This is a genomic window from Pseudomonas sp. J452, assembly GCF_024666525.1.
GTDB lineage: Bacteria > Pseudomonadota > Gammaproteobacteria > Pseudomonadales > Pseudomonadaceae > Aquipseudomonas.
On sequence record NZ_CP088294.1, the window covers coordinates 820,027 to 841,938 of the forward strand.

Annotated in this window: 23 protein-coding genes; 14 read left to right on the forward strand and 9 right to left on the reverse strand. The window is 64.7% G+C overall.

Annotation, left to right across the window (positions count from 1 at the left end; all coding sequences use genetic code 11):
* Nucleotides 1-86 precede the first annotated feature (86 nt).
* From ftsX to ftsY, 3 genes are read right to left on the reverse strand one after another with little or no spacing between them, the layout of a single operon-like run.
* Entirely contained in the window at nucleotides 87-1,094 is a 1,008-nt protein-coding gene (gene ftsX / locus LRS11_RS03675) for a permease-like cell division protein FtsX (protein WP_260495565.1), read from the reverse strand.
* Nucleotides 1,094-1,762 (reverse strand): cell division ATP-binding protein FtsE, encoded by a 669-nt coding sequence (gene ftsE / locus LRS11_RS03680; RefSeq protein ID WP_160076924.1) that lies wholly within the window; start codon nucleotides 1,760-1,762, stop codon nucleotides 1,094-1,096. Before ftsE ends, ftsX begins: the two co-directional genes overlap by 1 nt.
* Nucleotides 1,759-3,402: a signal recognition particle-docking protein FtsY gene (ftsY, locus tag LRS11_RS03685; protein ID WP_260495566.1), complete on the reverse strand. Its 1,644-nt coding sequence runs from the start codon at nucleotides 3,400-3,402 to the stop codon at nucleotides 1,759-1,761. The genes ftsE and ftsY overlap by 4 nt, the downstream gene beginning before the upstream one ends.
* A 138-nt stretch (nucleotides 3,403-3,540) precedes the next feature.
* Between ftsY and LRS11_RS03690 the strand changes: the two genes are divergently transcribed.
* From LRS11_RS03690 to LRS11_RS03710, 5 genes are all read left to right on the forward strand, one after another.
* Nucleotides 3,541-4,908 carry a pitrilysin family protein gene (locus LRS11_RS03690; RefSeq protein ID WP_260495567.1) on the forward strand — a complete coding sequence of 456 codons (1,368 nt, stop codon included), beginning with the start codon at nucleotides 3,541-3,543 and terminating at the stop codon, nucleotides 4,906-4,908.
* Nucleotides 4,905-6,380 (forward strand): M16 family metallopeptidase, encoded by a 1,476-nt coding sequence (locus LRS11_RS03695; RefSeq protein ID WP_260495568.1) that lies wholly within the window; start codon nucleotides 4,905-4,907, stop codon nucleotides 6,378-6,380. Before LRS11_RS03690 ends, LRS11_RS03695 begins: the two co-directional genes overlap by 4 nt.
* Nucleotides 6,380-6,967 (forward strand): 16S rRNA (guanine(966)-N(2))-methyltransferase RsmD, encoded by a 588-nt coding sequence (gene rsmD / locus LRS11_RS03700; protein WP_260495569.1) that lies wholly within the window; start codon nucleotides 6,380-6,382, stop codon nucleotides 6,965-6,967. The genes LRS11_RS03695 and rsmD overlap by 1 nt, the downstream gene beginning before the upstream one ends.
* A gap of 1 nt (nucleotide 6,968) precedes the next feature.
* Nucleotides 6,969-7,205, forward strand: coding sequence for a hypothetical protein (locus LRS11_RS03705; protein WP_260495570.1), 237 nt, complete (start codon nucleotides 6,969-6,971; stop codon nucleotides 7,203-7,205).
* 81 nt (nucleotides 7,206-7,286) lie between these two features.
* Nucleotides 7,287-8,282: a hydrolase gene (locus tag LRS11_RS03710; protein WP_260495571.1), complete on the forward strand. Its 996-nt coding sequence runs from the start codon at nucleotides 7,287-7,289 to the stop codon at nucleotides 8,280-8,282.
* A gap of 40 nt (nucleotides 8,283-8,322) precedes the next feature.
* Here LRS11_RS03710 and LRS11_RS03715 read toward each other — a convergent pair whose 3' ends face one another.
* On the reverse strand, nucleotides 8,323-9,261 hold the full coding sequence (locus LRS11_RS03715) for a UDP-glucuronic acid decarboxylase family protein (protein ID WP_260495572.1): 939 nt from the start codon (nucleotides 9,259-9,261) through the stop codon (nucleotides 8,323-8,325).
* Between the two features lie 19 nt (nucleotides 9,262-9,280).
* Here LRS11_RS03715 and LRS11_RS03720 point away from each other — a divergent pair, with 19 nt between their 5' ends.
* Together LRS11_RS03720 and LRS11_RS03725 are read left to right on the forward strand one after the other, a co-directional pair.
* Complete coding sequence (locus LRS11_RS03720; protein ID WP_260495573.1) at nucleotides 9,281-10,192, forward strand: glycosyltransferase family 2 protein; 912 nt, start codon at nucleotides 9,281-9,283, stop codon at nucleotides 10,190-10,192.
* Between the two features lie 12 nt (nucleotides 10,193-10,204).
* Nucleotides 10,205-11,371 (forward strand): nucleotide sugar dehydrogenase, encoded by a 1,167-nt coding sequence (locus LRS11_RS03725; protein ID WP_260495574.1) that lies wholly within the window; start codon nucleotides 10,205-10,207, stop codon nucleotides 11,369-11,371.
* Between the two features lie 23 nt (nucleotides 11,372-11,394).
* Here the strand turns inward: LRS11_RS03725 and LRS11_RS03730 are convergent, their stop codons facing one another.
* Complete coding sequence (locus tag LRS11_RS03730) at nucleotides 11,395-12,060, reverse strand: TetR/AcrR family transcriptional regulator (protein WP_260495575.1); 666 nt, start codon at nucleotides 12,058-12,060, stop codon at nucleotides 11,395-11,397.
* A gap of 143 nt (nucleotides 12,061-12,203) precedes the next feature.
* Here LRS11_RS03730 and LRS11_RS03735 point away from each other — a divergent pair, with 143 nt between their 5' ends.
* From LRS11_RS03735 to ggt, 7 genes are all read left to right on the forward strand, one after another.
* A complete protein-coding gene (locus LRS11_RS03735; protein ID WP_260495576.1) occupies nucleotides 12,204-13,634 on the forward strand; it encodes a coniferyl aldehyde dehydrogenase in 1,431 nt (476 codons plus the stop codon).
* Nucleotides 13,635-13,655: 21 nt separating this feature from the next.
* Complete coding sequence (locus LRS11_RS03740) at nucleotides 13,656-14,207, forward strand: twin-arginine translocation pathway signal protein (RefSeq protein WP_260495577.1); 552 nt, start codon at nucleotides 13,656-13,658, stop codon at nucleotides 14,205-14,207.
* Nucleotides 14,208-14,240: 33 nt separating this feature from the next.
* On the forward strand, nucleotides 14,241-15,833 hold the full coding sequence (locus LRS11_RS03745) for a GMC family oxidoreductase (RefSeq protein ID WP_260495578.1): 1,593 nt from the start codon (nucleotides 14,241-14,243) through the stop codon (nucleotides 15,831-15,833).
* A gap of 10 nt (nucleotides 15,834-15,843) precedes the next feature.
* A complete protein-coding gene (locus LRS11_RS03750; protein ID WP_260495579.1) occupies nucleotides 15,844-16,230 on the forward strand; it encodes a phosphopantetheine adenylyltransferase in 387 nt (128 codons plus the stop codon).
* Nucleotides 16,231-16,303: 73 nt separating this feature from the next.
* A complete protein-coding gene (coaD, locus tag LRS11_RS03755; protein WP_260495580.1) occupies nucleotides 16,304-16,783 on the forward strand; it encodes a pantetheine-phosphate adenylyltransferase in 480 nt (159 codons plus the stop codon).
* A gap of 121 nt (nucleotides 16,784-16,904) precedes the next feature.
* On the forward strand, nucleotides 16,905-17,156 hold the full coding sequence (locus tag LRS11_RS03760; RefSeq protein WP_173211276.1) for a YfhL family 4Fe-4S dicluster ferredoxin: 252 nt from the start codon (nucleotides 16,905-16,907) through the stop codon (nucleotides 17,154-17,156).
* A gap of 169 nt (nucleotides 17,157-17,325) precedes the next feature.
* Nucleotides 17,326-18,999, forward strand: coding sequence for a gamma-glutamyltransferase (gene ggt, locus LRS11_RS03765; protein WP_260495581.1), 1,674 nt, complete (start codon nucleotides 17,326-17,328; stop codon nucleotides 18,997-18,999).
* A 59-nt stretch (nucleotides 19,000-19,058) separates the two neighbouring features.
* On the opposite strand, the gene LRS11_RS03770 is transcribed toward ggt, so the two are convergent.
* From LRS11_RS03770 to LRS11_RS03785, 4 genes are all read right to left on the reverse strand, one after another.
* Nucleotides 19,059-19,397, reverse strand: a complete 339-nt coding sequence (locus LRS11_RS03770) for a multidrug transporter (RefSeq protein WP_260495582.1) — start codon at nucleotides 19,395-19,397, stop codon at nucleotides 19,059-19,061.
* Nucleotides 19,398-19,480: 83 nt separating this feature from the next.
* A complete protein-coding gene (locus LRS11_RS03775; RefSeq protein WP_260496854.1) occupies nucleotides 19,481-20,059 on the reverse strand; it encodes a lysophospholipid acyltransferase family protein in 579 nt (192 codons plus the stop codon).
* Nucleotides 20,060-20,122: 63 nt separating this feature from the next.
* A complete protein-coding gene (gene mutM / locus LRS11_RS03780; RefSeq protein ID WP_260495583.1) occupies nucleotides 20,123-20,935 on the reverse strand; it encodes a bifunctional DNA-formamidopyrimidine glycosylase/DNA-(apurinic or apyrimidinic site) lyase in 813 nt (270 codons plus the stop codon).
* Between the two features lie 67 nt (nucleotides 20,936-21,002).
* Nucleotides 21,003-21,815, reverse strand: coding sequence for an HDOD domain-containing protein (locus LRS11_RS03785; RefSeq protein ID WP_182833140.1), 813 nt, complete (start codon nucleotides 21,813-21,815; stop codon nucleotides 21,003-21,005).
* Nucleotides 21,816-21,912: the final 97 nt, after the last annotated feature.

The following is a 21,912-nucleotide window of genomic DNA, read 5'->3' on the forward strand; positions in this document are numbered from 1 at the left end:
CAGCAGTTTAGCACTGCGACCTACGACTGCAAGGGCCTGGAAAAGTTCCCTTACAGTCTTAAAATTACAATAAAAACAATGAGTTACTATCTTGGCGCGAGCTCGCTCAGGTGTCGAGCGACGGCCAGCCAGGCGCCAATATAGCCCAACAGCACCGCGCCGAGCAGCAGCGATAGCGCGTCATCGGTCGGCACCCCGGCCAGGGCGAAGTCGCTGCCATACAGGCCGGCCAGGCGCACCACCGCGGCATTCAGCCAGTCCAGACCGAAGGCCAGCACGGCCCAGGCCAGCAGGCCGGCGCCAACGCCATACAGCGCGCCCATATAGAGGAAGGGCCGGCGCACATAGCCATCGGTGCCACCGACCAGCTTGATCACCTCGATCTCGCTGCGGCGGTTCTCGATATGCAGACGAATGGTATTGCCGATCACCAGCAGCAGGGCCAGCACCAGCAGCAAGGTCAGGCCGAAGACGAAGTGCTCGCCGAGCTTGAGGATCGCCGACAGGCGCTCGACCCACAGCAGGTCGAGCTGCGCCTGCTCCACTCCGGGCATTTCCGAGAGGTTCTGGCGTAGCGCTTCCAGGGTCGGCTTGTCGACTTCCTTGGGCGTCACCACCACCACGCCGGGCAGCGGATTGTCCGGCAGCTCGCGCAGGGCCTCGCCGAGGCCGGACTGCTGCTGGAAGTCGGCCAGGGCCTGTTCGCGGCTGATCCACTCGGCACTGGCCACATCGCCCATGCCGGCGATCTCGTCGCGCAGCTGCTGGCCGGCGGCATCGCTGGTTTCCAGCTTGAGGTACAGGGAAATCTGCGCGGCACGCTGCCAGGAGCCGCCGAGGCGCTCGACGTTGTCCAGCAACAGCGACAGGCCCATCGGCAGGGACAGGGCGATGGCCATCACCAGGCAAGTGAAGAAGCTGCCGATCGGCTGGCGGGCCAGACGGCGCAGGCTGTCGAGCAGGCTGCTGCGGTGGCTTTCCAACCAGGCGTGCAGCAGGGTTGCGAAATCCGGGCCGTGATCGACCGGTTTGTCGGCCTTGGCCTTGACCGCGCCGACCCGTTCTGCGGCCTTGGGGTTGCGTTGTTCGCTCATCAGCTGGCCTCTCCGTCGCCGATCAGGCGGCCGCGTTGCAGGGTCAGCATGCGGTGGCGCATGCGCGCGATCAGCGACAGGTCGTGGCTGGCGATCAGCACCGTGGTGCCCAGGCGGTTGATGTCTTCGAACACGCCCATGATCTCAGCCGCCAGGCGCGGGTCGAGGTTACCGGTGGGTTCGTCCGCCAGCAGCAGGGCCGGGCGATGCACTACGGCGCGGGCGATGCCGACGCGCTGCTGCTGACCGGTGGACAGGTCGGCCGGCGACTGCTCGGCCTTGTCGCTCAGGCTGACGCGCTCCAGTGCCGCACCGACGCGCTTGCTGATTTCTTCCTTGGACAGGCCGAGGATCTGCAGCGGCAGGGCGACGTTGTTGAATACGCTGCGGTCGAACAGCAGCTGGTGGTTCTGGAACACCACACCGATCTGCCGACGCAGAAAGGGGATCTGCGCATTGGTGATGGTCGACAAGTCCTGTCCGGCCAGCAGCAGCTTGCCAGTAGTTGGCCGCTCCATCGCCAGCAGCAGGCGCAGCAGGGTCGACTTGCCGGCGCCGGAGTGGCCGGTAACGAAGAGGAACTCGCCCCGGCGCACGCGGAAACTCAGTTCGTGCAACCCGACATGGCCATTGGGATACCGCTTGCCGACCTGCTCAAAGCGAATCATGCGCGCTCCTTCTCCGCAAACAGGGCCTGGACGAAGTCCTGCGCGACGAAGGTGCGCAGGTCGTCGATGCCTTCACCGACGCCGATATAGCGGATCGGCAGGCCGAACTGCTTGGCCAGGGCGAAGATCACCCCGCCCTTGGCGGTGCCGTCCAGCTTGGTCAGGGCCAGGCCGGTGAGCGGCACAGTCTGATGGAACTGCTTGGTCTGGTTGATGGCGTTCTGCCCGGTGCCGGCGTCCAGCACCAGCAGCACTTCGTGCGGCGCCGTGTCGTCCAGCTTGCCGATCACCCGACCTACCTTCTTCAGCTCTTCCATCAGATTGTCTTTGGTGTGCAGGCGCCCGGCAGTGTCGGCGATCAGCACGTCGATGCCACGGGCCTTGGCCGCCTGCACCGCGTCGAAGATCACCGAGGCGGAGTCGGCGCCAGTGTGCTGGGCGATCACCGCGATCTGGTTACGCTCGCCCCACACCTGCAGCTGCTCGACCGCAGCGGCGCGGAAGGTGTCGCCGGCGGCGAGCATGACCTTCTTGCCCTCACCCTGCAGCTTCTTGGCCAGTTTGCCGATGGTGGTGGTCTTGCCGACGCCATTCACGCCGACCACCAGGATCACGTAGGGCTGCTTGCTGCTGTCGACCAGCAGCGGCTTCTCCACCGGCGCCAGCAGGCCGGCCAGCTCTTCCTGCAGCGCCTTGTACAGCGCATCGCTGTCAGCCAGTTCCTTGCGTGCTACGCGCTTGGTCAGGCTCTGCACGATGGCGGTGGTCGCTTCGACGCCGACATCGGCCATCAGCAGGCGGGTTTCCAGCTCGTCGAGCAGGTCGTCGTCGATCGCCTTCTTGCCGAGGAACAGGCTGGCCATGCCCTCGCCGAGGCTGGCGCTGGTCTTCGACAGACCTTCCTTGAGCCGGGCGAACCAGCCGCCCTGGTTGTCACCGGGTTTGTTCTGTTCCAGCTGCGGCGCCGGCTCGGGCTCGACCGGCAGAACGACTTCAGCCACCGGTTCATGCACCGCATGGGTGACTTCGGCGCCGGCATTGATACGGAAGCGGGAGAAGGCCGGTTTGGCTGGTTCGCCGGGGGCCGGTGCAGCGGCGGCGGCGGCGGCGGCGACGGCGACGGCGACGGCGACTGGCGTGGAGACTGGTGCAACAGGCGCTGCAGTAGCAACACTCGGCTCAGACACAATACTGGCCGGCACTTCGGTAACCGGCGCGGGGACAGCTTCGACAGGCGCAGGCGCTGCAACGGGCTCAAACCGGGGAATGACGGACGGCAGTTCGACAGGAGCCACTGGCGGCACAGCGGCGACTTCCACCGCTACCGGTGCGGCAACAGGCTCGACGAGCGGCGCGGCCACCGGCGACTCGACGGCAGCGACGGCAACCGGCGCTGCAGTGGCCTCGGCCGGCACCGGCGGAGCGACAGGCTCGACGACAGGCGCAGTCGCTGCATTCGTCACGTCGACGGGCACAGCAGGCGCCGTAGTCTCCGGCGTAGTTGCACTGGGCGCCGCCGGCGTCAGTTCATCCTGCGGCTTCTTGCGCAGCCAGCCGAACAGTGATTTCTTTTCCCCGGCCTCGGCCGGAGCCTTGCCAGCCGGGGCTGGCGACTGCTTGTCGTCGTTGGAACCAAACATGGGTCGTTTGTATCTCAAATGAGCCGCGCAACAGGCTGCAACAGCCGCTGCGCCGCCCCGGAAAAGGATGGGGTATCCTAGCACCTCTTCGCCCGCCGGCGGTACGACCGCCCGGGCTGTCTGACAGGTCCCAAATCAATGAATCGACTCGCCCGCCGCTGCGCCGGCCTGCTATTGACAGTCTTGTGCGCGCCACTGGCCCTGCACGCCGCCGAAAGCCAGCCGACCCACGAATTCAAACTGGCCAACGGCCTCAAGGTCATCGTCCGCGAGGATCACCGCGCCCCCGTGGTGGTCTCCCAGCTCTGGTACAAGGTCGGCTCCAGCTACGAAACGCCCGGCCAGACCGGCCTGTCACACGCCCTCGAACACATGATGTTCAAGGGCAGCCGCAAGCTCGACCCCGGCGAGGCCTCGCGCATCCTGCGTGAGCTCGGCGCCGAGGAAAACGCCTTCACCAGTGACGACTACACCGCCTACTACCAGGTGCTGTCGCGTGATCGCCTGGCCGTGGCCTTCGAGCTGGAGGCCGACCGCCTGGCCAGCCTCAAGCTGCCGGCCGACGAGTTCGCCCGCGAGATCGAGGTGATCAAGGAAGAGCGCCGCCTGCGCACCGACGACAAACCCAGCGCCCTCGCCTACGAGCGTTTCAAGGCCATGGCCTACCCCGCCAGCGGCTACCACACGCCGACCATCGGCTGGATGGCCGACCTCGAACGCATGAGCGTCGAGGAGCTGCGCGCCTGGTACCAGGCCTGGTACGTGCCGAATAACGCCACCCTGGTGGTGGTCGGCGATGTCGGCAAGGACGAGGTGCAACAGCTGGCCGAACACTACTTCGGCGCCATCCCCCAGCGCCCCGTGCCGGCGGCCAAGGCCCCGCGCGAGCTGGCCGAGCCCGGCGAACGCCGCATCAAGCTGCACGTAAAAACCCAGCTGCCGAGCCTGCTCTACGCGTTCAACGTGCCCGGCCTGGCCACCGCCAAGGACGTGCGCGAAGTGCACGCCCTGCGCCTGATCAGCGCCCTGCTCGACGGCGGCTACAGCGGCCGCCTGCCGACCCGCCTGGAGCGCGGCGAGGAGCTGGTCTCCGGCGCGTCGTCCTGGTACGACGCCTTCGCCCGTGGCGACAGCCTGTTCATCCTCAGCGCCACCCCCAACGTGCAGAAGAGCAAGACCCTGGAGCAGGTGGAAGCCGGCCTGTGGCGCCAGCTCGATGACCTCAAGCACAACCCGCCGAGCGCCGAGGAACTGCAGCGGGTACGCGCCCAGGTGATCGCCGGACTGGTCTACGAGCGCGACTCGATCACCAGCCAGGCCACCACCATCGGCGAACTGGAAACCGTCGGCCTGTCCTGGAGCCTGATGGACCAGGATCTTGCCGCCCTGGAAGCGGTGACCGCCGCCGACATCCAGAAGGCCGCGCAAACCTACTTCACCCGCAGCCGCCTGAGCGTGGCCCATGTACTGCCCGAGCAAGCCGCCATTGAAGGAGCCCAGCCATGAGTGAACGCAACGCTATGCGTTATGCCATCGTCGGTCTCGTCACCCTGCTGCTGGTCGGCCTGCTGATCTTCATTGCCAGCCGCACTGCCCAGGCGCCCGCAACGGTTGCCGAAAGCGCCCAGCTGGAATCCCTCGCCCGCCTCGACGGCCAGGCCCTTAGCCGGCGCCAGCTGGAGATCCAGACCTGGCAGACCGCCGAAGGCGCCAAGGTGCTGTTCGTCGAGGCGCGCCAGCTGCCGATGTTCGACCTGCGCCTGACCTTCGCCGCCGGCAGTAGCCAGGACAACGGCGTACCCGGTTTGGCCGCGCTGACCAACGGCATGCTCAACGAGGGCATACCAGGCAAGGACGTCACCGCTATCGCCGAAGGCTTCGAGAGCCTGGGCGCCCAGTTCGGCAACGGCGCCTTCCGCGACATGGCCATCGCCAGCCTGCGCAGCCTGAGCGCAAAAGAGCAGCGCGAGCCGGCGCTCAAACTGTTCGAGCAGGTGATCGGCCAGCCGACCTTCCCCGAGGACTCGCTGGCGCGGATCAAGAACCAGCTGCTGGCCGGCTTCGAGTACCAGAAGCAGAACCCGGGCAAGCTCGCCGGCCTGCAACTGTTCGAGCGCCTGTACGGCAGCCATCCCTACGCCCACCCGAGCGAAGGCACCGAGCAGTCCGTCCCGAGCATCAGCACCGCCCAGCTGCGCGCCTTCCACCAGCAGGCCTACGCCGCCGGCAACGTGGTGATCGCCCTGGTCGGCGACCTTTCCCGCAGCGAAGCCGAGGCCATGGCCGCCGAGGTCTCCGCAGCCCTGCCGAAGGGCCCGGCGCTGGCCAAGATCGCCCAGCCCGAGACGCCCAAGCCCGGCCTCAGCCATATCGAGTTCCCGTCGCAGCAGACCCACCTGATGATCGCCCAGCTGGGCATCGACCGCCGTGAGCCAGACTACGCGGCGCTGACCCTGGGCAACCAGATCCTCGGTGGCGGCGGCTTCGGCACCCGGCTGATGGAGGAAGTGCGCGAGAAGCGCGGGCTGACCTACGGCGTGTATTCCGGCTTCAGCGCCATGCAGGCGCGCGGGCCGTTCATGATCAACCTGCAGACCCGTGCCGAGCTGAGCGCCGGCACCCTCAAGCTGGTGCAGGACTTGCTCAGCGACTACCTGGCCAGCGGCCCGACGCAGAAGGAACTGGACGACGCCAAACGCGAAATGGCCGGCAGCTTCCCGCTGTCCACCGCGAGCAACGCCGATATCGTCGGCCAACTCGGCGCCATGGGTTTCTACGGCCTGCCGCTGACCTACCTGGAAGACTTTATGGCCGAAGTCCAGGCGCTGAGCGTGGAGCAGGTGAAAACCGCCATGGCCAAGCACCTCGACCCGCAGGCCCTGGTGATCGTCACCGCCGGCCCGACCGTGGCGCAGAAAGACCTGCCGCCGCCCACCGACAAACCTGCCGCGCCACCCGCTGGCATTCCGGAGCACTGATGCGCAAGCCCAGCCCCAAACACGAAGACACCGGCAGCGGCCAACTGCGCATCATTGGCGGCGAGTGGCGCAGCCGCCAGTTCAGCTTCCCCATGGCTCACGGCCTGCGTCCGACACCGAACCGGGTGCGCGAAACGCTGTTCAACTGGCTGGCGCCCTATGTCGCCGGCGCCCATGTGCTGGACTGCTTCACCGGCAGCGGCGCGCTGTACCTGGAGGCCCTGTCGCGCGGCGCCAGCAGCGCCCTGGCCCTGGACAGCAATCACAGCGCCATCGCCAGCCTGCGCCAGACCTTGACTACGCTGAAATGCAGCAACGGCCAGCTGCTGCAGACCAACGCCCTGCTGCACCTGGAGAACCAGCCAGCCACGCCCTACGACCTGGTCTTCCTCGACCCACCGTTCGGCCAAAACCTGCTGGAACCGGCCTGCACCCTGCTGGAAGCGAAAGGCTGGCTGGCCAAGGACGCCTGGGTCTACACCGAAAGCGAAGCGGCGCCCTCGACCCTGGCCCTGCCCGGTAACTGGCGCCTGCACCGCGAACAGAAGGCCGGCCAGGTGTATTACGCGCTGTGGCAACGTGGCTGACATGGCGGAAAAGTCCAGCGCAGTGAAGGACTTCATTTACGGCAACCTGCCCTACCTGCTGGTCGCTTCGCTGGCGCTGATACTGCTGCTTGCCGAGAAGGAGATCGCCTTTGGCATCTCCCGCCGAGTCATGGAACCATCGCGAGGCCTGGTGCTGGGCCTGACGGAGCAGCGGATGATCGCCGCGCTGCTTCTCGTGTTTGCGGTCCGCAAGATATGGCTCAACACCCGCCGCTGAGTATTCATTCGCCCGGCCAATGGTGCTTCTGTTTTACCTCGCCACGCTCTAGCCTGACGCTTTAGGCCCGCATAACCGCCGATGAACAACAACTTCCAACCCGCCTGGTGCTTAGGCAACCCGCACCTGCAGACCCTCTGGGGCTCGCTGTGCCGCCACGCGCCGCAACTGCAGCGCCAGCGCGAACGCCTGTGGCTGGATGACGGCGACTTCCTTGACCTCGACTGGCATGGCCCGCACGAAGCCGGTGTACCGCTGGTACTGGTGCTGCACGGCCTGACCGGTTCCTCCAGCTCGCACTATGTGCTCGGCCTGCAACAGCAGCTGGCGGCCCAGGGCTGGGCCAGCGTGGCGCTGAACTGGCGCGGCTGCTCGGGCGAACCGAACCTGCTGCCACGCGGCTACCACTCCGGTGTCAGCGAAGACGTGGCGCGGGTGATTCAGCACCTGCAGGCCCAGCGCCCCCTGGCGCCGCTGTATGCGGTGGGCTATTCGCTGGGCGGCAATGTGCTGCTCAAGTACCTCGGCGAAAGTGGCGAAGACTCTGGCCTGCAGGGCGCCGTGGCGGTTTCCGTGCCCTTTCGCCTGGACCACTGCGCCGAGCGCATCGACCGCGGCTTTTCCAAGGTCTACCAGGCGCACTTCATGCGCGCCCTGGTCGCCTATGTGCGCGACAAGCAGCAGCGTTTCGTCGATGAAGGCCACCACGAGCGCCTGGCCGCGCTGGAGGCCCTGGGCCCGCTGGATGGCATGCGCACCTTCTGGGACTTCGACGGCCGCTTCACCGCCCCACTGCACGGTTACGCCGATGCCGACGACTACTACCGGCGCGCCTCCAGCCGCTACTACCTGGATCGCATCCGCAGCCGCACGCTGATCATCCAGTCCAGCGACGACCCCTTCGTCTTCCCCCACAGCGTGCCACACGCCCACGAGCTGTCGAGCAGCACCCAGCTGGAGCTGCATGCCCGCGGCGGCCATGTCGGCTTTATCGGCGGCTCGCTGCGCCAACCCGATTACTACCTGGAGCGGCGCATTCCCCGCTGGCTGGCCGGCCGCAACCAGACAGGCGCCTGACTCACCCGCTACACCCGCCAGAACGCAGAAGGATGCGTCCCTAGCCGCGGGCCAGCACCTGCTGGAAATAGCGGATGGTTTCCTGCAGTCCCTCCTCGAGGGCAACGCTGGGCTGCCAGTTCAAGCGCTCCCGCGCCAGACTGATATCGGGCTGACGCTGGCGCGGATCATCCTCGGGCAGCGGCATGAACGACAAGCGCGAGGCGGAGCCGCACAGGCCGATGATGGTCTCGGCTATATCGGCAATGCTGTATTCGACCGGATTACCCAGGTTCACCGGGCCGGGGAAATCGGCCGGGCTGTCCATCATCGCGACCACGCCCTCGACCAGGTCGGAAACAAAGCAGAACGAGCGGGTCTGGGCGCCGTCACCGTAAATCGTTATATCTTCACCGCGCAGCGCCTGAACAATGAAGTTACTCACCACCCGACCATCGTGCAGCTGCATACCCGGCCCATAAGTATTGAATATGCGCACCACTTTTATATCCAGTGCGTGCTGCCGGTAATAATCGAAGAATAAAGTTTCCGCACAACGCTTGCCTTCGTCGTAACAACTTCGGATACCGATCGGATTAACCCGCCCCCAATAACTTTCCGTTTGCGGATGACACTCCGGATCGCCATACACTTCCGATGTCGAGGCCTGCAGAATTCTGGCCCCGGTGCGTTTGGCCAGGCCCAGCATGTTTATCGCCCCATGCACACTGGTCTTGGTTGTTTGCACCGGATCGCGCTGATAGTGTATCGGCGAAGCCGGGCAGGCAAAGTTGAAGATGCGATCCACCTCCACATACAGCGGAAAGGTCACGTCATGGCGCATTGCTTCAAATCGGGGATTGGCCAGCAAATCGTGAATATTCTGCCGACTGCCAGTGAAGTAATTGTCCACCGAGAGCACTTCATGGCCGTCCGCCAACAAACGCCGGCACAAATGCGAACCGATGAATCCCGCACCACCTGTCACCAGAACTCGCATATTCATTCCTGAGAAATTTATGTATCCAATCGCCTTCGTGACCACCTGCAAAGGCCGCCTGCATCATATAAAGCAGACATTACCGACGCTTGTTGCACAATCACCAACGGAGATAATTCTGGTGGATTATGGCTGCCCTGACAACACGGGTGATTGGGTCGAAGAAAACTTCCCAAGCGTTAAAGTTATACGCATCAATGATGATCCCGGCTTTTGCCTGCCGCGTGCGCGCAATATAGGCGCTGCTAATTCTTCTGCCGCCTGGCTGTGTTTTATCGATGCCGATATAAAAATAAAAGCGGGCTGGCTGGCCTGGATGCAGGAAAACCTGCAGAGCCATCATTTCTACCGCGCCAGCCGCGAGAACGGCAAACAACTACAGGAAATAGCCGGCACCTTTATCTGCACACGCGAAGACTTCAATGCCATTGGCGGCTATGACGAAGCATTCCGCGGCTGGGGCGGCGAAGACATTGACCTCTACGCCAGACTGTCCCTGCAGAGCCAGGCGAAAGCCGACTATTACCCACACGCGTTTGTTGAGCCGATCAATCACGCCGACGCTGAGCGCACCACCTTTCACGCCATCAAGAACATCCAGATCCAGAGCCTGATCAACAGCTGCTATGTAAAAGCCAAGACCCACCTGTTGCTCAATGGCGTGCGCGATATCCCGTTTGCCACCCGCCAGTCCATGCTGAGCACCATCAGTGAACAGCTGAAACAGCACAAGACGCGGCCCCGGACCTTTGTCATCCGATTGCAAACAGACAACCTCAGCATGCTCGACGGACAACGGCGCAACCTGTCGATCGAGATTGCCAAGCGCCGCCGATACGCCCTGTTCGGCGCCAGGAAAACCTGCGTGCGGATCCTGCCTGCAACGTCGAGGGGCTTTCTGACCGGTCTGTTGGGACGGTTGCGTGACTGAGGTGCGTGCCTGATGAAGATTGCTATTGCCGGTCTCGGTTACGTCGGCCTGTCCAACGCCGTATTGCTCGCCCAGCAGCATGAAGTGGTTGCCCTGGATATCGACGCACGCAAGGTCGCGATGCTCAACCGCCGGGAGTCACCGATTGCCGACGCCGAGCTGGAGCGCTACCTGCGCGACAAACCGCTCAACTTCCGCGCCACCCTGGACAAGCAGGACGCCTATACCGGGGCAGATTACGTGGTCATCGCCACCCCATCGGACTACGACCCGCAGACTGGCTGTTTCAACACCCAGTCCATCGAAACGGTGATCGACGATGTCATGGCCATCAACCCGGACGCGGTCATGGTCATCAAGTCGACGGTGCCGGTGGGCTACACCCTGAAAACCAGCCAGCGCCTGGGCTGCGACCAGCTCATTTTCGCGCCGGAGTTTCTCCGCGAAGGGCGCGCCCTGCATGACACCCTGCACCCGTCACGCATCGTGGTTGGCGAGCGCTCCAGCCGCGCCCAGGTGTTCGCCGACCTGCTGCAACAGGGCGCCATCACCCAGGGCGTGCCGGTTCTGCTGACCGACGCCACGGAAGCCGAGGCCATCAAGCTGTTCGCCAATGCCTACCTGGCCATGCGCGTTTCCTACTTCAACGAGCTGGACACCTATGCCGCCACCCATGGCCTGGATAGCCGGCAGATCATCGAGGGCGTCGGCCTCGATCCACGCATCGGCAACCACTACAACAACCCGTCCTTTGGCTATGGCGGCTACTGCCTGCCGAAGGACACCAAGCAGCTGCTAGCGAACTACCGCGACATCCCGCAGAACCTGATCCACGCGATTGTCGAGTCGAACAGCACGCGCAAGGCGTTCATCACCGAAGACATCCTCAAGCGCCAGCCACGCACCGTCGGCGTATTCCGCCTGATCATGAAAAGTGGCTCGGACAACTTCCGCGACTCCAGCATCCAGTGCGTCATGCAACGCCTGAAGAGCAGAGGCATCGAGATCCTCATCTACGAACCGACGCTGGAGCAGGCCGAGTACGAGGGTTCATTGGTCATCCATGATCTCGAGCAGTTCAAGCGCGAGGCCGACGTCATTCTCAGCAATCGCATGAGCGCGGCCCTGCAGGATATTGCCGAGAAGGTCTATACCCGCGATCTGTTTGGCTGCGACTAGCCGGCTTGCCTGACCGGCAAGCCTCAGCTCCCCAGTACCTGCTCCAGCGGTACATGCAGGCGCTGCAGCAGGGCGGTCACCGCCGGGCGCGCGGCCGGGCTGACGTGGCCGCTTTCCAGCGCCAGCACCTGGTAGATGCCACGCCGCATCAGCTCTTCGCTGAGGTCGCCAGGGTTGCTGCGGATCGAGCAGAGGAAGCGCACCCAGGAGGTGAGGATGATCCAGCTGTTGAAGGTCAGCGCCTCGACCTGCTGGTCATTCATTTCCAGGATGCCGCTTTCGACGAAGCCCTGGTACACCGAGGTGGCGCTGGCCATGGAGCGGCGGGCGAACTCCCGGTAGCGCGCGGCCAGCTCGGGGTCGGTTTCCAGCAGGTGTTCCAGGTCGCGATGGAGGAAGCGGTAGTGCCACATCGCCGCCAGCAGCGCTTCCAGGTAGAAGGTTTTGTCCTCCACCGTCAGCGCGCGCCCGTCGGGGCGGCGCAGGAACATGTCGACGCGGCTTTCGTATTGGGCGAACAGCTCGGCGATGATCGCCTGCTTGTTGCGGAAGTGGTAATACAGGTTGCCCGGCGAAATCCCCAGGTGCGCGGCGAGGTGATTGGTGGTCACGCTGCGCTCACCCTGGGCGTTGAACAGCTCCAGGCTGGCTTCGATGATGCGCTCGCGGGTTTTGTTCTTCGGGGCCATGGCTCGGTTCGACAGGCGGAAAGAAACTAAAAGTACAGGGCTGCGACTCATCTGACGACCGGGCAGCAGACTATTTGACACTTTAGAGCAATTACTCTAGAAATGGCATCTGTCTTTTCACTCCACCTCGTGAGGATGCCGTCATGGTTGCCGATATCGCCTACCTTCAGCAGAGCCAGCAACAGATCAACCAGCTGGAACCCCTGCTGGGCGCCCAGCGCGCCGCCTATCGCAGCAACCCGATGCCCGCCGCCGAGCAGCGCCGGGCCTGGCTCAAGGCCCTGCGTGCGCTGATCCTCAGCGAACAGCAGGCGCTGATCGATGCCGTCTCCACTGATTTCAGCAATCGTGCGGCCAACGAAACCCTGCTGGCCGAGATCATGCCCAGCCTGCACGGCATCGACTACGCCAGCAAACGCCTGGGCAAGTGGATGAAGCCGTCGCGGCGCAGCGTTGGCGTGGCCTTCCAGCCGGCCAGCGCCAAGGTGGTGTATCAGCCGCTGGGCGTGGTCGGCGTGATCGTGCCGTGGAACTACCCGCTGTACTTGGCCTTCGGCCCGCTGATCGGCGCCCTCGCCGCCGGCAACCGGGTGATGATCAAGATGAGCGAGTCGACGCCGGCCACCTCGCAGCTGGTCAAGGACCTGCTGGCCAAGGTGTTCCCCGCCGACCTGGTCAGCGTGGTGCTGGGTGAGGCCGACGTCGGCCAGGCGTTCTCCCGCCTGCCTTTCGACCACCTGGTGTTCACCGGTGCGACCAGCATCGGCAAGCACGTGATGCGCGCCGCCGCCGACAACCTGGTACCGGTGACCCTGGAGCTGGGCGGCAAGTCGCCGGCCATCGTCAGTGCCGACGTACCGTTGGCCGACGCCGCCGAGCGCATCGCCTTCGGCAAGACCATGAACGCCGGGCAGACCTGCGTGGCGCCGGACTACGTGCTGGTACCGCAGGAGCGCGTGGAAGGCTTTATCGCCGCCTACCGCAGCGTGGTGCAGCGCTTCTACCCGACGCTGGCGAACAACCCGGACTACACCGCGATCATCAACGAGCGCCAGCTGAGCCGCCTCAAGGGCTATGTCAGCGATGCCGAAAGCAAGGGCGCGCAGGTAATCCCGCTGCTCGGCGACGACCAGGGCCGGCGCATGAGCCACAGCCTGGTGCTGAATGTCAGCGACGACATGAAGCTGATGCAGGACGAGATCTTCGGCCCGCTGCTGCCGATCGTGTCCTACCAGCGCATCGAGGACGCCTTCGCCTACATCAACGATCGCCCGCGCCCGCTGGCGCTGTACTACTTCGGCTACGACAAGGCCGAGCAGCAACGCGTGCTGCACGAAACCCACTCCGGTGGCGTGTGCCTCAACGACACCCTGCTGCATGTGGCCCAGGACGACATGCCGTTCGGTGGCATCGGCCCCTCCGGCATGGGCCACTACCACGGCCACGAAGGTTTCCTCACCTTCAGCAAGGCCAAGGGCGTGTTCATCAAGCAGCGCTTCAACGCCGCCAAGTTCATCTACCCTCCCTATGGCACCGGCATCCAGAAGCTGATCCACAAACTGTTCGTGCGCTAAGCCAGCGGGGTGAAAACAACAATGAACGACACCGCTCTCGCCGCGCCGCAGCTGTCGCGCCGCGGCCTGCTCAAGATTGGCCTGTTCGGCACGGCCTTCCTCGCCACGGCCGGCGTCAGCGCCACCCTCAGCGGCTGCTCGGCCAGCGTGCCGGCCAGTGGCTTTCAGGTGCTGCGTCTGACCGACATGCCGTTCCTGCGCGCCCTGATCCCGGTGGTGCTGGAGGGCGCGGTGCCCGCCGACGGCATGCCAGCCGCTATCGAAGGCACCTTGCGCAGCATCGACCTGAGTCTCAACTACCTGTCGCCGGAACTGCTCAAGCTGACCGTGCAGCTGTTCGACGTGCAGGCCATGGCGGTTACCCGCGGCCCGCTGACCGGCATCTGGGGCAGCTGGGAAAATGCCAGCGCGGCGGATATCCGCCACTTCCTCGAGCGCTGGCAGAACAGCTCGCTGGAGCTGCTGCGCATGGGCCACGTCTCCCTGCTGCAACTGGTGCAGATGGCCTGGTACTCGCGCCCCGAATCCTGGGGCCATTGCGGCTATCCCGGCCCGCCGCCGTACGCCCTGTAAGCCAGCGCACGCCCTAATAACAAGAGAATCGACATGCCCGTACCTGACATTTTCCGTGAAGGCCTGGCCAAAGGCTGGGTCACCTACGACGGCTCACGCCTGGAAAAAGACCTGCTGCTGGAAGCCGACGTGGCCATCGTCGGCAGCGGCGCGGGCGGCGGCACCACCGCCGAAATCCTCAGCGCCGCCGGGTTCAAGGTGCTGCTGATCGAGGAAGGCCCGCTGAAGACCAGCAGCGACTTCAAGATGCAGGAGGCCGACGCCTACCCGCAGCTGTACCAGGAAGGCATCGGCCGCATGAGCAAGGATGGCGCCATCACCATCATGCAGGGCCGCGCGGTGGGCGGTACTACTCTGGTCAACTGGACCTCCAGCTTCCGCACCCCGGAGCCGACCCTGCAGCACTGGGCCGAGGCGCACAACGTCAAGGGCCATAGCGCAGAAGAGATGGCGCCCTGGTTCGCGCAGATGGAGCAGCGCCTGGGCGTCGCGCCCTGGGCCATGCCGCCGAACGCCAACAACGCGGTGATCAGCGCCGGCTGCGACAAGCTCGGCTACGGCTGGAAGATCATCCCGCGCAACGTGCGCGGCTGCTGGAACCTCGGCTATTGCGGCATGGGCTGCCCGGTCAACGCCAAGCAGTCGATGCTGGTCACCACCATCCCGGCAACCCTGGACAAGGGTGGCAGCCTGCTTTACCTGGCCCGCGCCGAACGCCTGCTGCTGGACGGCGAGCGCGTCGCCGGCCTGGAATGCTTAGGAATGGACGAGCGCAGCGTGGCCCCCAATGGCCGTCGCATCATGGTCAAGGCGCGCCACTATGTACTGGCCGGCGGCGGCATCAACACCCCCGCCCTGCTGCTGCGCTCGCAGGCCCCGGACCCACATGAGCGCGCAGGCAAGCGCACCTTCCTGCATGTGGTGAACTTCTCCGCGGCGCAGTTCGAACAGGTCATCAACCCCTTCTACGGCGCCCCGCAATCAGTGTACTCCGACCACTTCCAGTGGACGGACGGCGCCACCGGGCACATGTCCTACAAGCTCGAAGTGCCACCGCTGCAGCCGGCGCTTACCGCCACCATGCTCGGCCGCTTCGGCGTCGACAACGCCCTGCGCATGGAGCAGCTGCCGCACACCAACGTGATGCTGGCGCTGATGCGCGACGGCTTCCACCCGGACAGCGCCGAAGGCACGGTGGAGCTGCGCGGCGACGGCACGCCGGTGCTCGACTACCGCATGACCGACTATACCTGGGACGGTATTCGCCGGGCCTTCCACAGCATGGCCGAGATCCAGTTCGCCGCCGGCGCCAAGGCCGTGCTGCCGCTGCACGCCGATGCTGACTATGTGAAGAGTCTGGGCGAAGCCAAGGCCCTGATCGACCGCCTCGACCTGGCCCTGTTCCGCACTCGCCTGGGCAGTGCCCACGTGATGGGCGGCTGCGCCATGGGTGAAGACCCGCGCATGGCGGTTACCGACAGCCTGGGCCGGCATCACCAGCTGGAAAACCTGTCGATCCACGACGGTTCGCTGTTCCCCACCAGCATCGGCGCCAACCCGCAGCTGTCGATCTATGGCCTTACCGCCAAGCTCGCCACGCGGCTGGCTGAACGCCTCAAGGCCTGAGACAACGGTCATGAACAAGCTGATCGCCGCCCTGCTGCTGGTCGCCGCCGTCATCCACCTGCTGCCGCTGGCCGGCGTGCTGGGTGGCGAGCGGCTCAACAGCCTGTACGGCCTGACGCTGGACGAGCCCAACCTGCAACTGCTGATGCGCCACCGCGCCGTGCTGTTCGGCCTGCTCGGCGCCCTGCTGGCGGCCGCCGCGTTCCTGCCGGGGCTGCGGTCAGTGGCCCTGGGCGCAGGTCTGATCAGCGTACTGAGCTTTATCCTGCTGGCCTGGGGCGAGCCGGGCTACAACGTAGCCGTACGCCGCGTGCTGCTGGCCGACTGGATCGCTCTGGCCTGCCTGTTGCCGGCACTCGCCCTGCATCTCTGGCAAGGCCGCAGCATCTCCGACTAAACCCGCCGGCTTGGCCCTGGCGACCTGCTGCGCTACCATCCGCGACTCCTACCGCTCCGAACAGGACGATGCGATGAATCGAGTGTTGTACCCGGGCACCTTCGACCCCATCACCAAGGGCCACGGCGACCTGGTTGAGCGAGCCGCACGCCTGTTCGACAGCGTGATCATTGCGGTGGCCGCCAGCCCGAAGAAGAATCCGCTGTTCACCCTGGAACAACGCGTCGAACTGGCCCGCGAAGTGACCAGTCACCTGCCGAATGTCGAGGTCGTGGGGTTTTCCACCCTGCTCGCGCACTTCGCCAAGGAGCAAGGGGCCAATGTGTTCCTGCGCGGCCTGCGCGCCGTATCGGACTTCGAGTACGAGTTCCAGCTGGCCAACATGAACCGTCAGCTGGCGCCGGACGTGGAAAGCATGTTCCTCACCCCCTCGGAAAAATACTCCTTCATCTCCTCGACCCTGGTGCGCGAAATCGCCGCACTCGGTGGCGATATCAGCAAGTTCGTCCACCCCGCGGTGGCCGAGGCCCTGGCTCAGCGCTTCCCGCGCTGAGCCAGCACGGCGCGGAGCGGCCACAGGTCGCTCCGCGCATGGCGTACCTCCCGCCAATCCGGCACAATTCCCCATCAATTGTTAAGCATGTCGCGGCCATGGCCACGGCAGGAGTTGTTCCATGTCCCTGAAGATCACCGACGACTGCATCAACTGCGACGTCTGCGAACCCGAGTGCCCCAACGCCGCCATTTCCCAGGGTGAGGAGATCTACGTGATCGACCCCAACCTGTGCACCGAATGCGTTGGCCACTACGACGAACCGCAATGCCAGCAGGTCTGCCCGGTGGACTGCATCCCCCTCGACGAAGCCCATGTCGAGAGCAAGGACGAGCTGATGCAGAAGTATCTGATCATTACCGGCAAAGCCTGATTGATCGACGTTAAGCTGCTGCGCTCGGCCATACTGCGTTGCAACGCAGTAACTGCCGCAGGCTGGTCAAGCCGGCTCGGAATGCTCATTTACACTAGTAAACTCCGCTTCCTCGCCGACTTTCGCCTTGTCTGACCTTCGCTCGCCACGCTTAACGACGACCAATCGCATGTTTAAGAACCTCTTTATCGCAGCTCTGGTCTCCCTGGTCTGCGCTCTACAAGTCCAGGCCACCACCGCACCGCAACAGGCCGCCGTCGCCACTGCCCACCCAGCTGCCACCGTCGCCGGCCTGGAAACCCTGGCCCTGGGCGGCAATGCCTTCGATGCCGCCGTGGCCATCAGCGCTGCGCTGGCGGTGGTCGAACCCTACGGCTCGGGCCTGGGCGGTGGCGGTTTCTTCCTCCTGCGCCAGGCCGGCGAGCAGCCGACCTATCGCTTCTTGGATGCCCGCGAGCGCGCCCCACTGGCCGCCCACCCCGATCTCTACCGACGCGACGGCCAGGTGCAGCGCGAACTGTCGCTCAACGGCGCGCTGGCCGCCGCCATTCCAGGGCTACCCGCAGCGCTGGTGGTGCTGGCGGAGCGCTACGGCAAGCTGCCTCTGCGCGATTCGCTGGCACCGGCCATCCGCCTGGCCCGCGACGGGGTCGGCATCGACCGAGTCTATCGCGAGCGTGCCGAGTGGCGCCTGCAGGCCCTGCAGGCCGACGCAGAGAGTGCGCGGATCTTTCTTGAGCAGGGGCGAATCCCCGCCGAATTCGGCCTGCTGCGCCAGGCGGACCTGGTGCGAACCCTGGAGCGCCTGGCCCGTGACGGCCATGCCGGCTTCTACGCTGGAGAAACCGCCGAGAAACTGGTCGCCGCGGTCCGCGCTGCCGGCGGCATCTGGAGTGCCCGCGATCTGGCCAAGTACCGGGTCGTCGAGCGCCTGCCACTGCGCTATCCACTGGCTGACGGCCGCGAACTGATCAGCGCGCCACCACCCTCAGCCGGTGGCGTAGCCCTGGCGCAGAGCCTGGCCATGCTGCAGCAGCTGCCATGGCGCAAGGCCGGCGAGATCCAGCGCAGTCATTATGTGGTCGAGGTATTGCGCCGCGCCTATCGCGACCGCAGCCAGCTTGGCGACCCCGACTTCGTGCACAACCCACTGCCCCAGCTGCTGGCTCCCGACTACCTGCAGCGCCTGGCCAAAGGCATCGAGCTGCAGAACGCCACGCCCAGCAGCAGCCTGCCGCCAGCGCCGAGCTGGCGCGAAGGCGACCACACCACCCATTTCAACGTACTGGATCGCGACGGCAATGCGGTGGCCGCCACCCTGTCGATCAACCTGCCATTTGGCGCTGCCTTCACCGTGCCCGGCACCGGCATCCTGCTCAACAACGAGATGGACGACTTTGCCGCCGACCCGCAAGGCAGCAACACCTACGGCCTTAGCGGCAGCCAGGCCAACGTCGTGGCCGCCGGCAAGCGCCCTCTGTCGAGCATGAGCCCGACCTTCATCGAGAGCGCGGACGAACTGGCGGCCTTCGGTACACCAGGCGGCAGCCGCATCCCCAGCATGGTGCTGCTGGCCATCCTCGATTACCTGGACGAGCGCCCGGTGAGCGAGTGGCCGGCCAGCCCACGCTACCACCACCAGTTCCAGCCGGATGTCATCGAGCACGAGCCGGACGCCTTCAGCGCCAGCCAGCTGCGTACCCTGGAAATGCGCGGCTACCAGCTGAAGAAGCTCGAGCGCCGCTACGGCAACCAGCAGGTGCTGCTGTGGCACAAGACCGACGGCCAGGTCGAAGCGGCCAGCGACCCACGCGGCATTGGCCAGGCACAGTTGTGGAAATAAACGCGCAGCCACAAAAAAGCCGGTCGAATGACCGGCTTTTTTCTGCAGCGTGAGAAGGATCAGTCCTTCTTGTAACCGCTTTCGGTGCAACCCAGGCAACGCACGAAAGCCGCCATGCCCGGCTCGACCACCAGCGCCTGGCCAGCTTCGCCGACATTGCCACCAGCCGCGGTGAACGGCAGGCTGACCAGAAACAGGCCGGCACCGATCACGGTGGCGCCGATCAGCAGCGGACGGGCGACGAGCAGGTCACCGGCCATGGCATAGCCTTTGGGTGCTTCGAGGGTGTAGGTCGGGTCACCGCTGGTATTCTGCTGGACCACTTCCGCCTGGGCCGGCAGTGCCAGCAGGCCAGTGGTCAAAGCCAACACAGCGGCGGAGGTGCGAAACAGATTCATGATTGCGGTCCTTCATTATGTAGTTATGCAGAACGATGCTGGTAACTATAACAGCGCTTACGCAAATGTCAGCGTGAACGCCGTCAATCGCCGTGGAATGCGTATTCCGGCTTTTTCGGTTCATAGGGACGGAAAAAGGCCAACAAGGCTTTGATATCCGCCTCGGCATCGCCGGTCGGCTGAAACGGCGCGCCGATCACCACCCGCCGATTACGATAGTCCAGCGCACCGGGAACGATGGGAACGCCAGCACCGCAAGCGATATGGTAGAAGCCCATGCGCCAGCGCTCCACTTTCTTGCGCGTGCCTTCCGGCGACAGCACTAGGATGAACTCGCGGTTGTCGCGAAAGCTCTGGATCGCCTGCTCGACCATGTTCAGGCGCAGATGACGCAGGATCGGGATGCCGCCCCAGGCTTTCAACAGCCCGCTGAAGGGCCAGATAAAGATGCTGTGCTTGCCGAACCAGCGCGCATTCAGGCGCAGGACGAACTTCACGGCGATGAAGATCACGAAATCCCAGTTCGAGGTGTGATGCGCACCAATCACCACGAACTTGTCCAACGCCGGCATCTGCCCTTCGATACGCCAGCCCATCAGCTTCAACACACTACGCCCCAGCCACTCCGCGAACGGATTGGCCGGCAGATAATTGCCGTCCATCATGTTTCCTACTGCTTGTTCTTATTCTGAGTATGGCGCCTGCCAAGAGAGGGGGAGAGCCATCTAGCGCTGGCATTTCGGGCAATAGACGCTGGCCCGCTGACCCAGCTTGACCTCGCGCAACGTGCTGCCGCAGGCCTTGCAGAACTCGCCGCCACGCCCGTAGACGAACAGCTCCTGCTGGAAATAGCCTGGCTGGCCATCGCCACCGACGAAGTCGCGCAGGGTGGTGCCGCCACGCTCGATGGCATGGGCGAGGATGCGTTTGATCTCTTCGGCCAGCTTCACATAGCGCGCCCGGGAAAGCGTCCCGGCCTCGCGGCGCGGGTCGATGCCGGCGGCGAACAGCGCCTCGCTGGCGTAGATATTGCCGACCCCCACCACCACCGCGTTATCCATGATGAACGGCTTGACCGCCATCGAACGGCCGCGTGACAGCTGGTACAGACGTTCGCCATCGAACAGCCCGGTCAGCGGTTCCGGGCCCAGCTTGCGCAGCAGTTCATGGTTGAGCGGGTCGCTGCTCCAGAGCAACGCGCCGAAGCGCCGCGGGTCGGTGTAGCGCAGCGCCAGGCCCGACTCCAGTTCGATATCGACATGCTCGTGCTTGGCCGCCGGCGTGCCCACCGGCACCAGGCGCAGGCTGCCGGACATGCCCAGGTGGCCGATCAGGGTGCCGCTCTCGGCCTGGATCAGCAGGTACTTGGCACGCCGCTCGACGCACTCGATGCGCTGCCCGGACAGGCGCACATCGAGGTCTTCGGGGATCGGCCAGCGCAGCCGACGCTCGCGCACGACCACGCGGCTGACGCGCTGCCCCTCGAGAAAGGGCGCGATACCGCGGCGGGTAGTTTCGACTTCAGGGAGTTCAGGCATGACGAACGACGGATACTGCAGAGAGAGGCAGCCACCTTAGCAGGAAGCTGCCGACGAACGAACCGGCTCAGCAGGCGCCCAGGTCGTGGATGCTTTCCTTGAGGGTCTGGAAGTCGTACTCGGTGAGGCCGACATACTCCAGCACCTGCTGCTGGATACTGTTCCACTCGTGGTCTTCTTCCTGATTGCCCAGCACCCGGTAGCTGCCACAGATATGCTCGGCCATCTTGAGGATGGCCATCAGGGTCTTCAGCTGGGCATCGCGACCGGTGTCGTCCTCGAAGAACGACAGCGCGTTGTGGTGATTGGCAATTGCCTCACACAGGTGCAACGGCAGGTTCCACGACTTGGCGGTGAAGTAGCCCACCACCGCGTGATTGGTGTTGAGCAGGCGATTCTCGGTATCGACCACACGCCGCTCGCTGCTGGCATTGAAGTACGCCTCCTCCAGCACCGTCATGTAATCCGGAAAACGCTTGAGCATCAGCGGAATGCCGCAATTGTGGAACAGGCCGAGGGTATAGGCCTCGTCCGGCGCCTGGTAGCCAATGCGTTTGGCCAGGGTAAGGCAGGTCATCGCCACGTCCTGGGCGGTATCCCAGAAGCGGTTGAGGGTGACGATGGTCTCGTCGCTCATCTCGCCCTTGATCGACTGGGCATTGATCAGGTTGATCACCGAGTTGCAGCCGAGCAGGTTGACCGCCTGCTGGATCGAGGCAATGCGGTTGGCCAGGCCGAAGAACGGCGAGTTGACGATTTTCAGCAGCGCGCCGGACAGACCCGGGTCCTGGCTGATCAACCGGGCGATAGTCTTCAGATCCGGATTGGGCAGGAACTGCTCCATCTGCAGGTCGACCATGATCTGCGGCTGCGGCGGCACGCTGATGCCCTGCAGTACTTGCTGGATCTGTTCGGCGGAAAGGTCTTGGGCCATGAGCGGGCAACTGAAATGAGAAAGTCGCCACAGTTTAGCCAAA

Excerpts from the sequence above, each read along its gene's own strand:
- ftsX (WP_260495565.1), bottom strand. The coding sequence starts at position 1,094 with ATGAGCGAACAACGCAACCCCAAGGCCGCAGAACGGGTCGGCGCGGTC.
- ftsE (WP_160076924.1), bottom strand. The coding sequence starts at position 1,762 with ATGATTCGCTTTGAGCAGGTCGGCAAGCGGTATCCCAATGGCCATGTC.
- ftsY (WP_260495566.1), bottom strand. The coding sequence starts at position 3,402 with ATGTTTGGTTCCAACGACGACAAGCAGTCGCCAGCCCCGGCTGGCAAG.
- LRS11_RS03690 (WP_260495567.1), top strand. The coding sequence starts at position 3,541 with ATGAATCGACTCGCCCGCCGCTGCGCCGGCCTGCTATTGACAGTCTTG.
- LRS11_RS03695 (WP_260495568.1), top strand. The coding sequence starts at position 4,905 with ATGAGTGAACGCAACGCTATGCGTTATGCCATCGTCGGTCTCGTCACC.
- rsmD (WP_260495569.1), top strand. The coding sequence starts at position 6,380 with ATGCGCAAGCCCAGCCCCAAACACGAAGACACCGGCAGCGGCCAACTG.
- LRS11_RS03705 (WP_260495570.1), top strand. The coding sequence starts at position 6,969 with ATGGCGGAAAAGTCCAGCGCAGTGAAGGACTTCATTTACGGCAACCTG.
- LRS11_RS03710 (WP_260495571.1), top strand. The coding sequence starts at position 7,287 with ATGAACAACAACTTCCAACCCGCCTGGTGCTTAGGCAACCCGCACCTG.
- LRS11_RS03715 (WP_260495572.1), bottom strand. The coding sequence starts at position 9,261 with ATGCGAGTTCTGGTGACAGGTGGTGCGGGATTCATCGGTTCGCATTTG.
- LRS11_RS03720 (WP_260495573.1), top strand. The coding sequence starts at position 9,281 with ATGTATCCAATCGCCTTCGTGACCACCTGCAAAGGCCGCCTGCATCAT.
- LRS11_RS03725 (WP_260495574.1), top strand. The coding sequence starts at position 10,205 with ATGAAGATTGCTATTGCCGGTCTCGGTTACGTCGGCCTGTCCAACGCC.
- LRS11_RS03730 (WP_260495575.1), bottom strand. The coding sequence starts at position 12,060 with ATGGCCCCGAAGAACAAAACCCGCGAGCGCATCATCGAAGCCAGCCTG.
- LRS11_RS03735 (WP_260495576.1), top strand. The coding sequence starts at position 12,204 with ATGGTTGCCGATATCGCCTACCTTCAGCAGAGCCAGCAACAGATCAAC.
- LRS11_RS03740 (WP_260495577.1), top strand. The coding sequence starts at position 13,656 with ATGAACGACACCGCTCTCGCCGCGCCGCAGCTGTCGCGCCGCGGCCTG.
- LRS11_RS03745 (WP_260495578.1), top strand. The coding sequence starts at position 14,241 with ATGCCCGTACCTGACATTTTCCGTGAAGGCCTGGCCAAAGGCTGGGTC.
- LRS11_RS03750 (WP_260495579.1), top strand. The coding sequence starts at position 15,844 with ATGAACAAGCTGATCGCCGCCCTGCTGCTGGTCGCCGCCGTCATCCAC.
- coaD (WP_260495580.1), top strand. The coding sequence starts at position 16,304 with ATGAATCGAGTGTTGTACCCGGGCACCTTCGACCCCATCACCAAGGGC.
- LRS11_RS03760 (WP_173211276.1), top strand. The coding sequence starts at position 16,905 with ATGTCCCTGAAGATCACCGACGACTGCATCAACTGCGACGTCTGCGAA.
- ggt (WP_260495581.1), top strand. The coding sequence starts at position 17,326 with ATGTTTAAGAACCTCTTTATCGCAGCTCTGGTCTCCCTGGTCTGCGCT.
- LRS11_RS03770 (WP_260495582.1), bottom strand. The coding sequence starts at position 19,397 with ATGAATCTGTTTCGCACCTCCGCCGCTGTGTTGGCTTTGACCACTGGC.
- LRS11_RS03775 (WP_260496854.1), bottom strand. The coding sequence starts at position 20,059 with ATGGACGGCAATTATCTGCCGGCCAATCCGTTCGCGGAGTGGCTGGGG.
- mutM (WP_260495583.1), bottom strand. The coding sequence starts at position 20,935 with ATGCCTGAACTCCCTGAAGTCGAAACTACCCGCCGCGGTATCGCGCCC.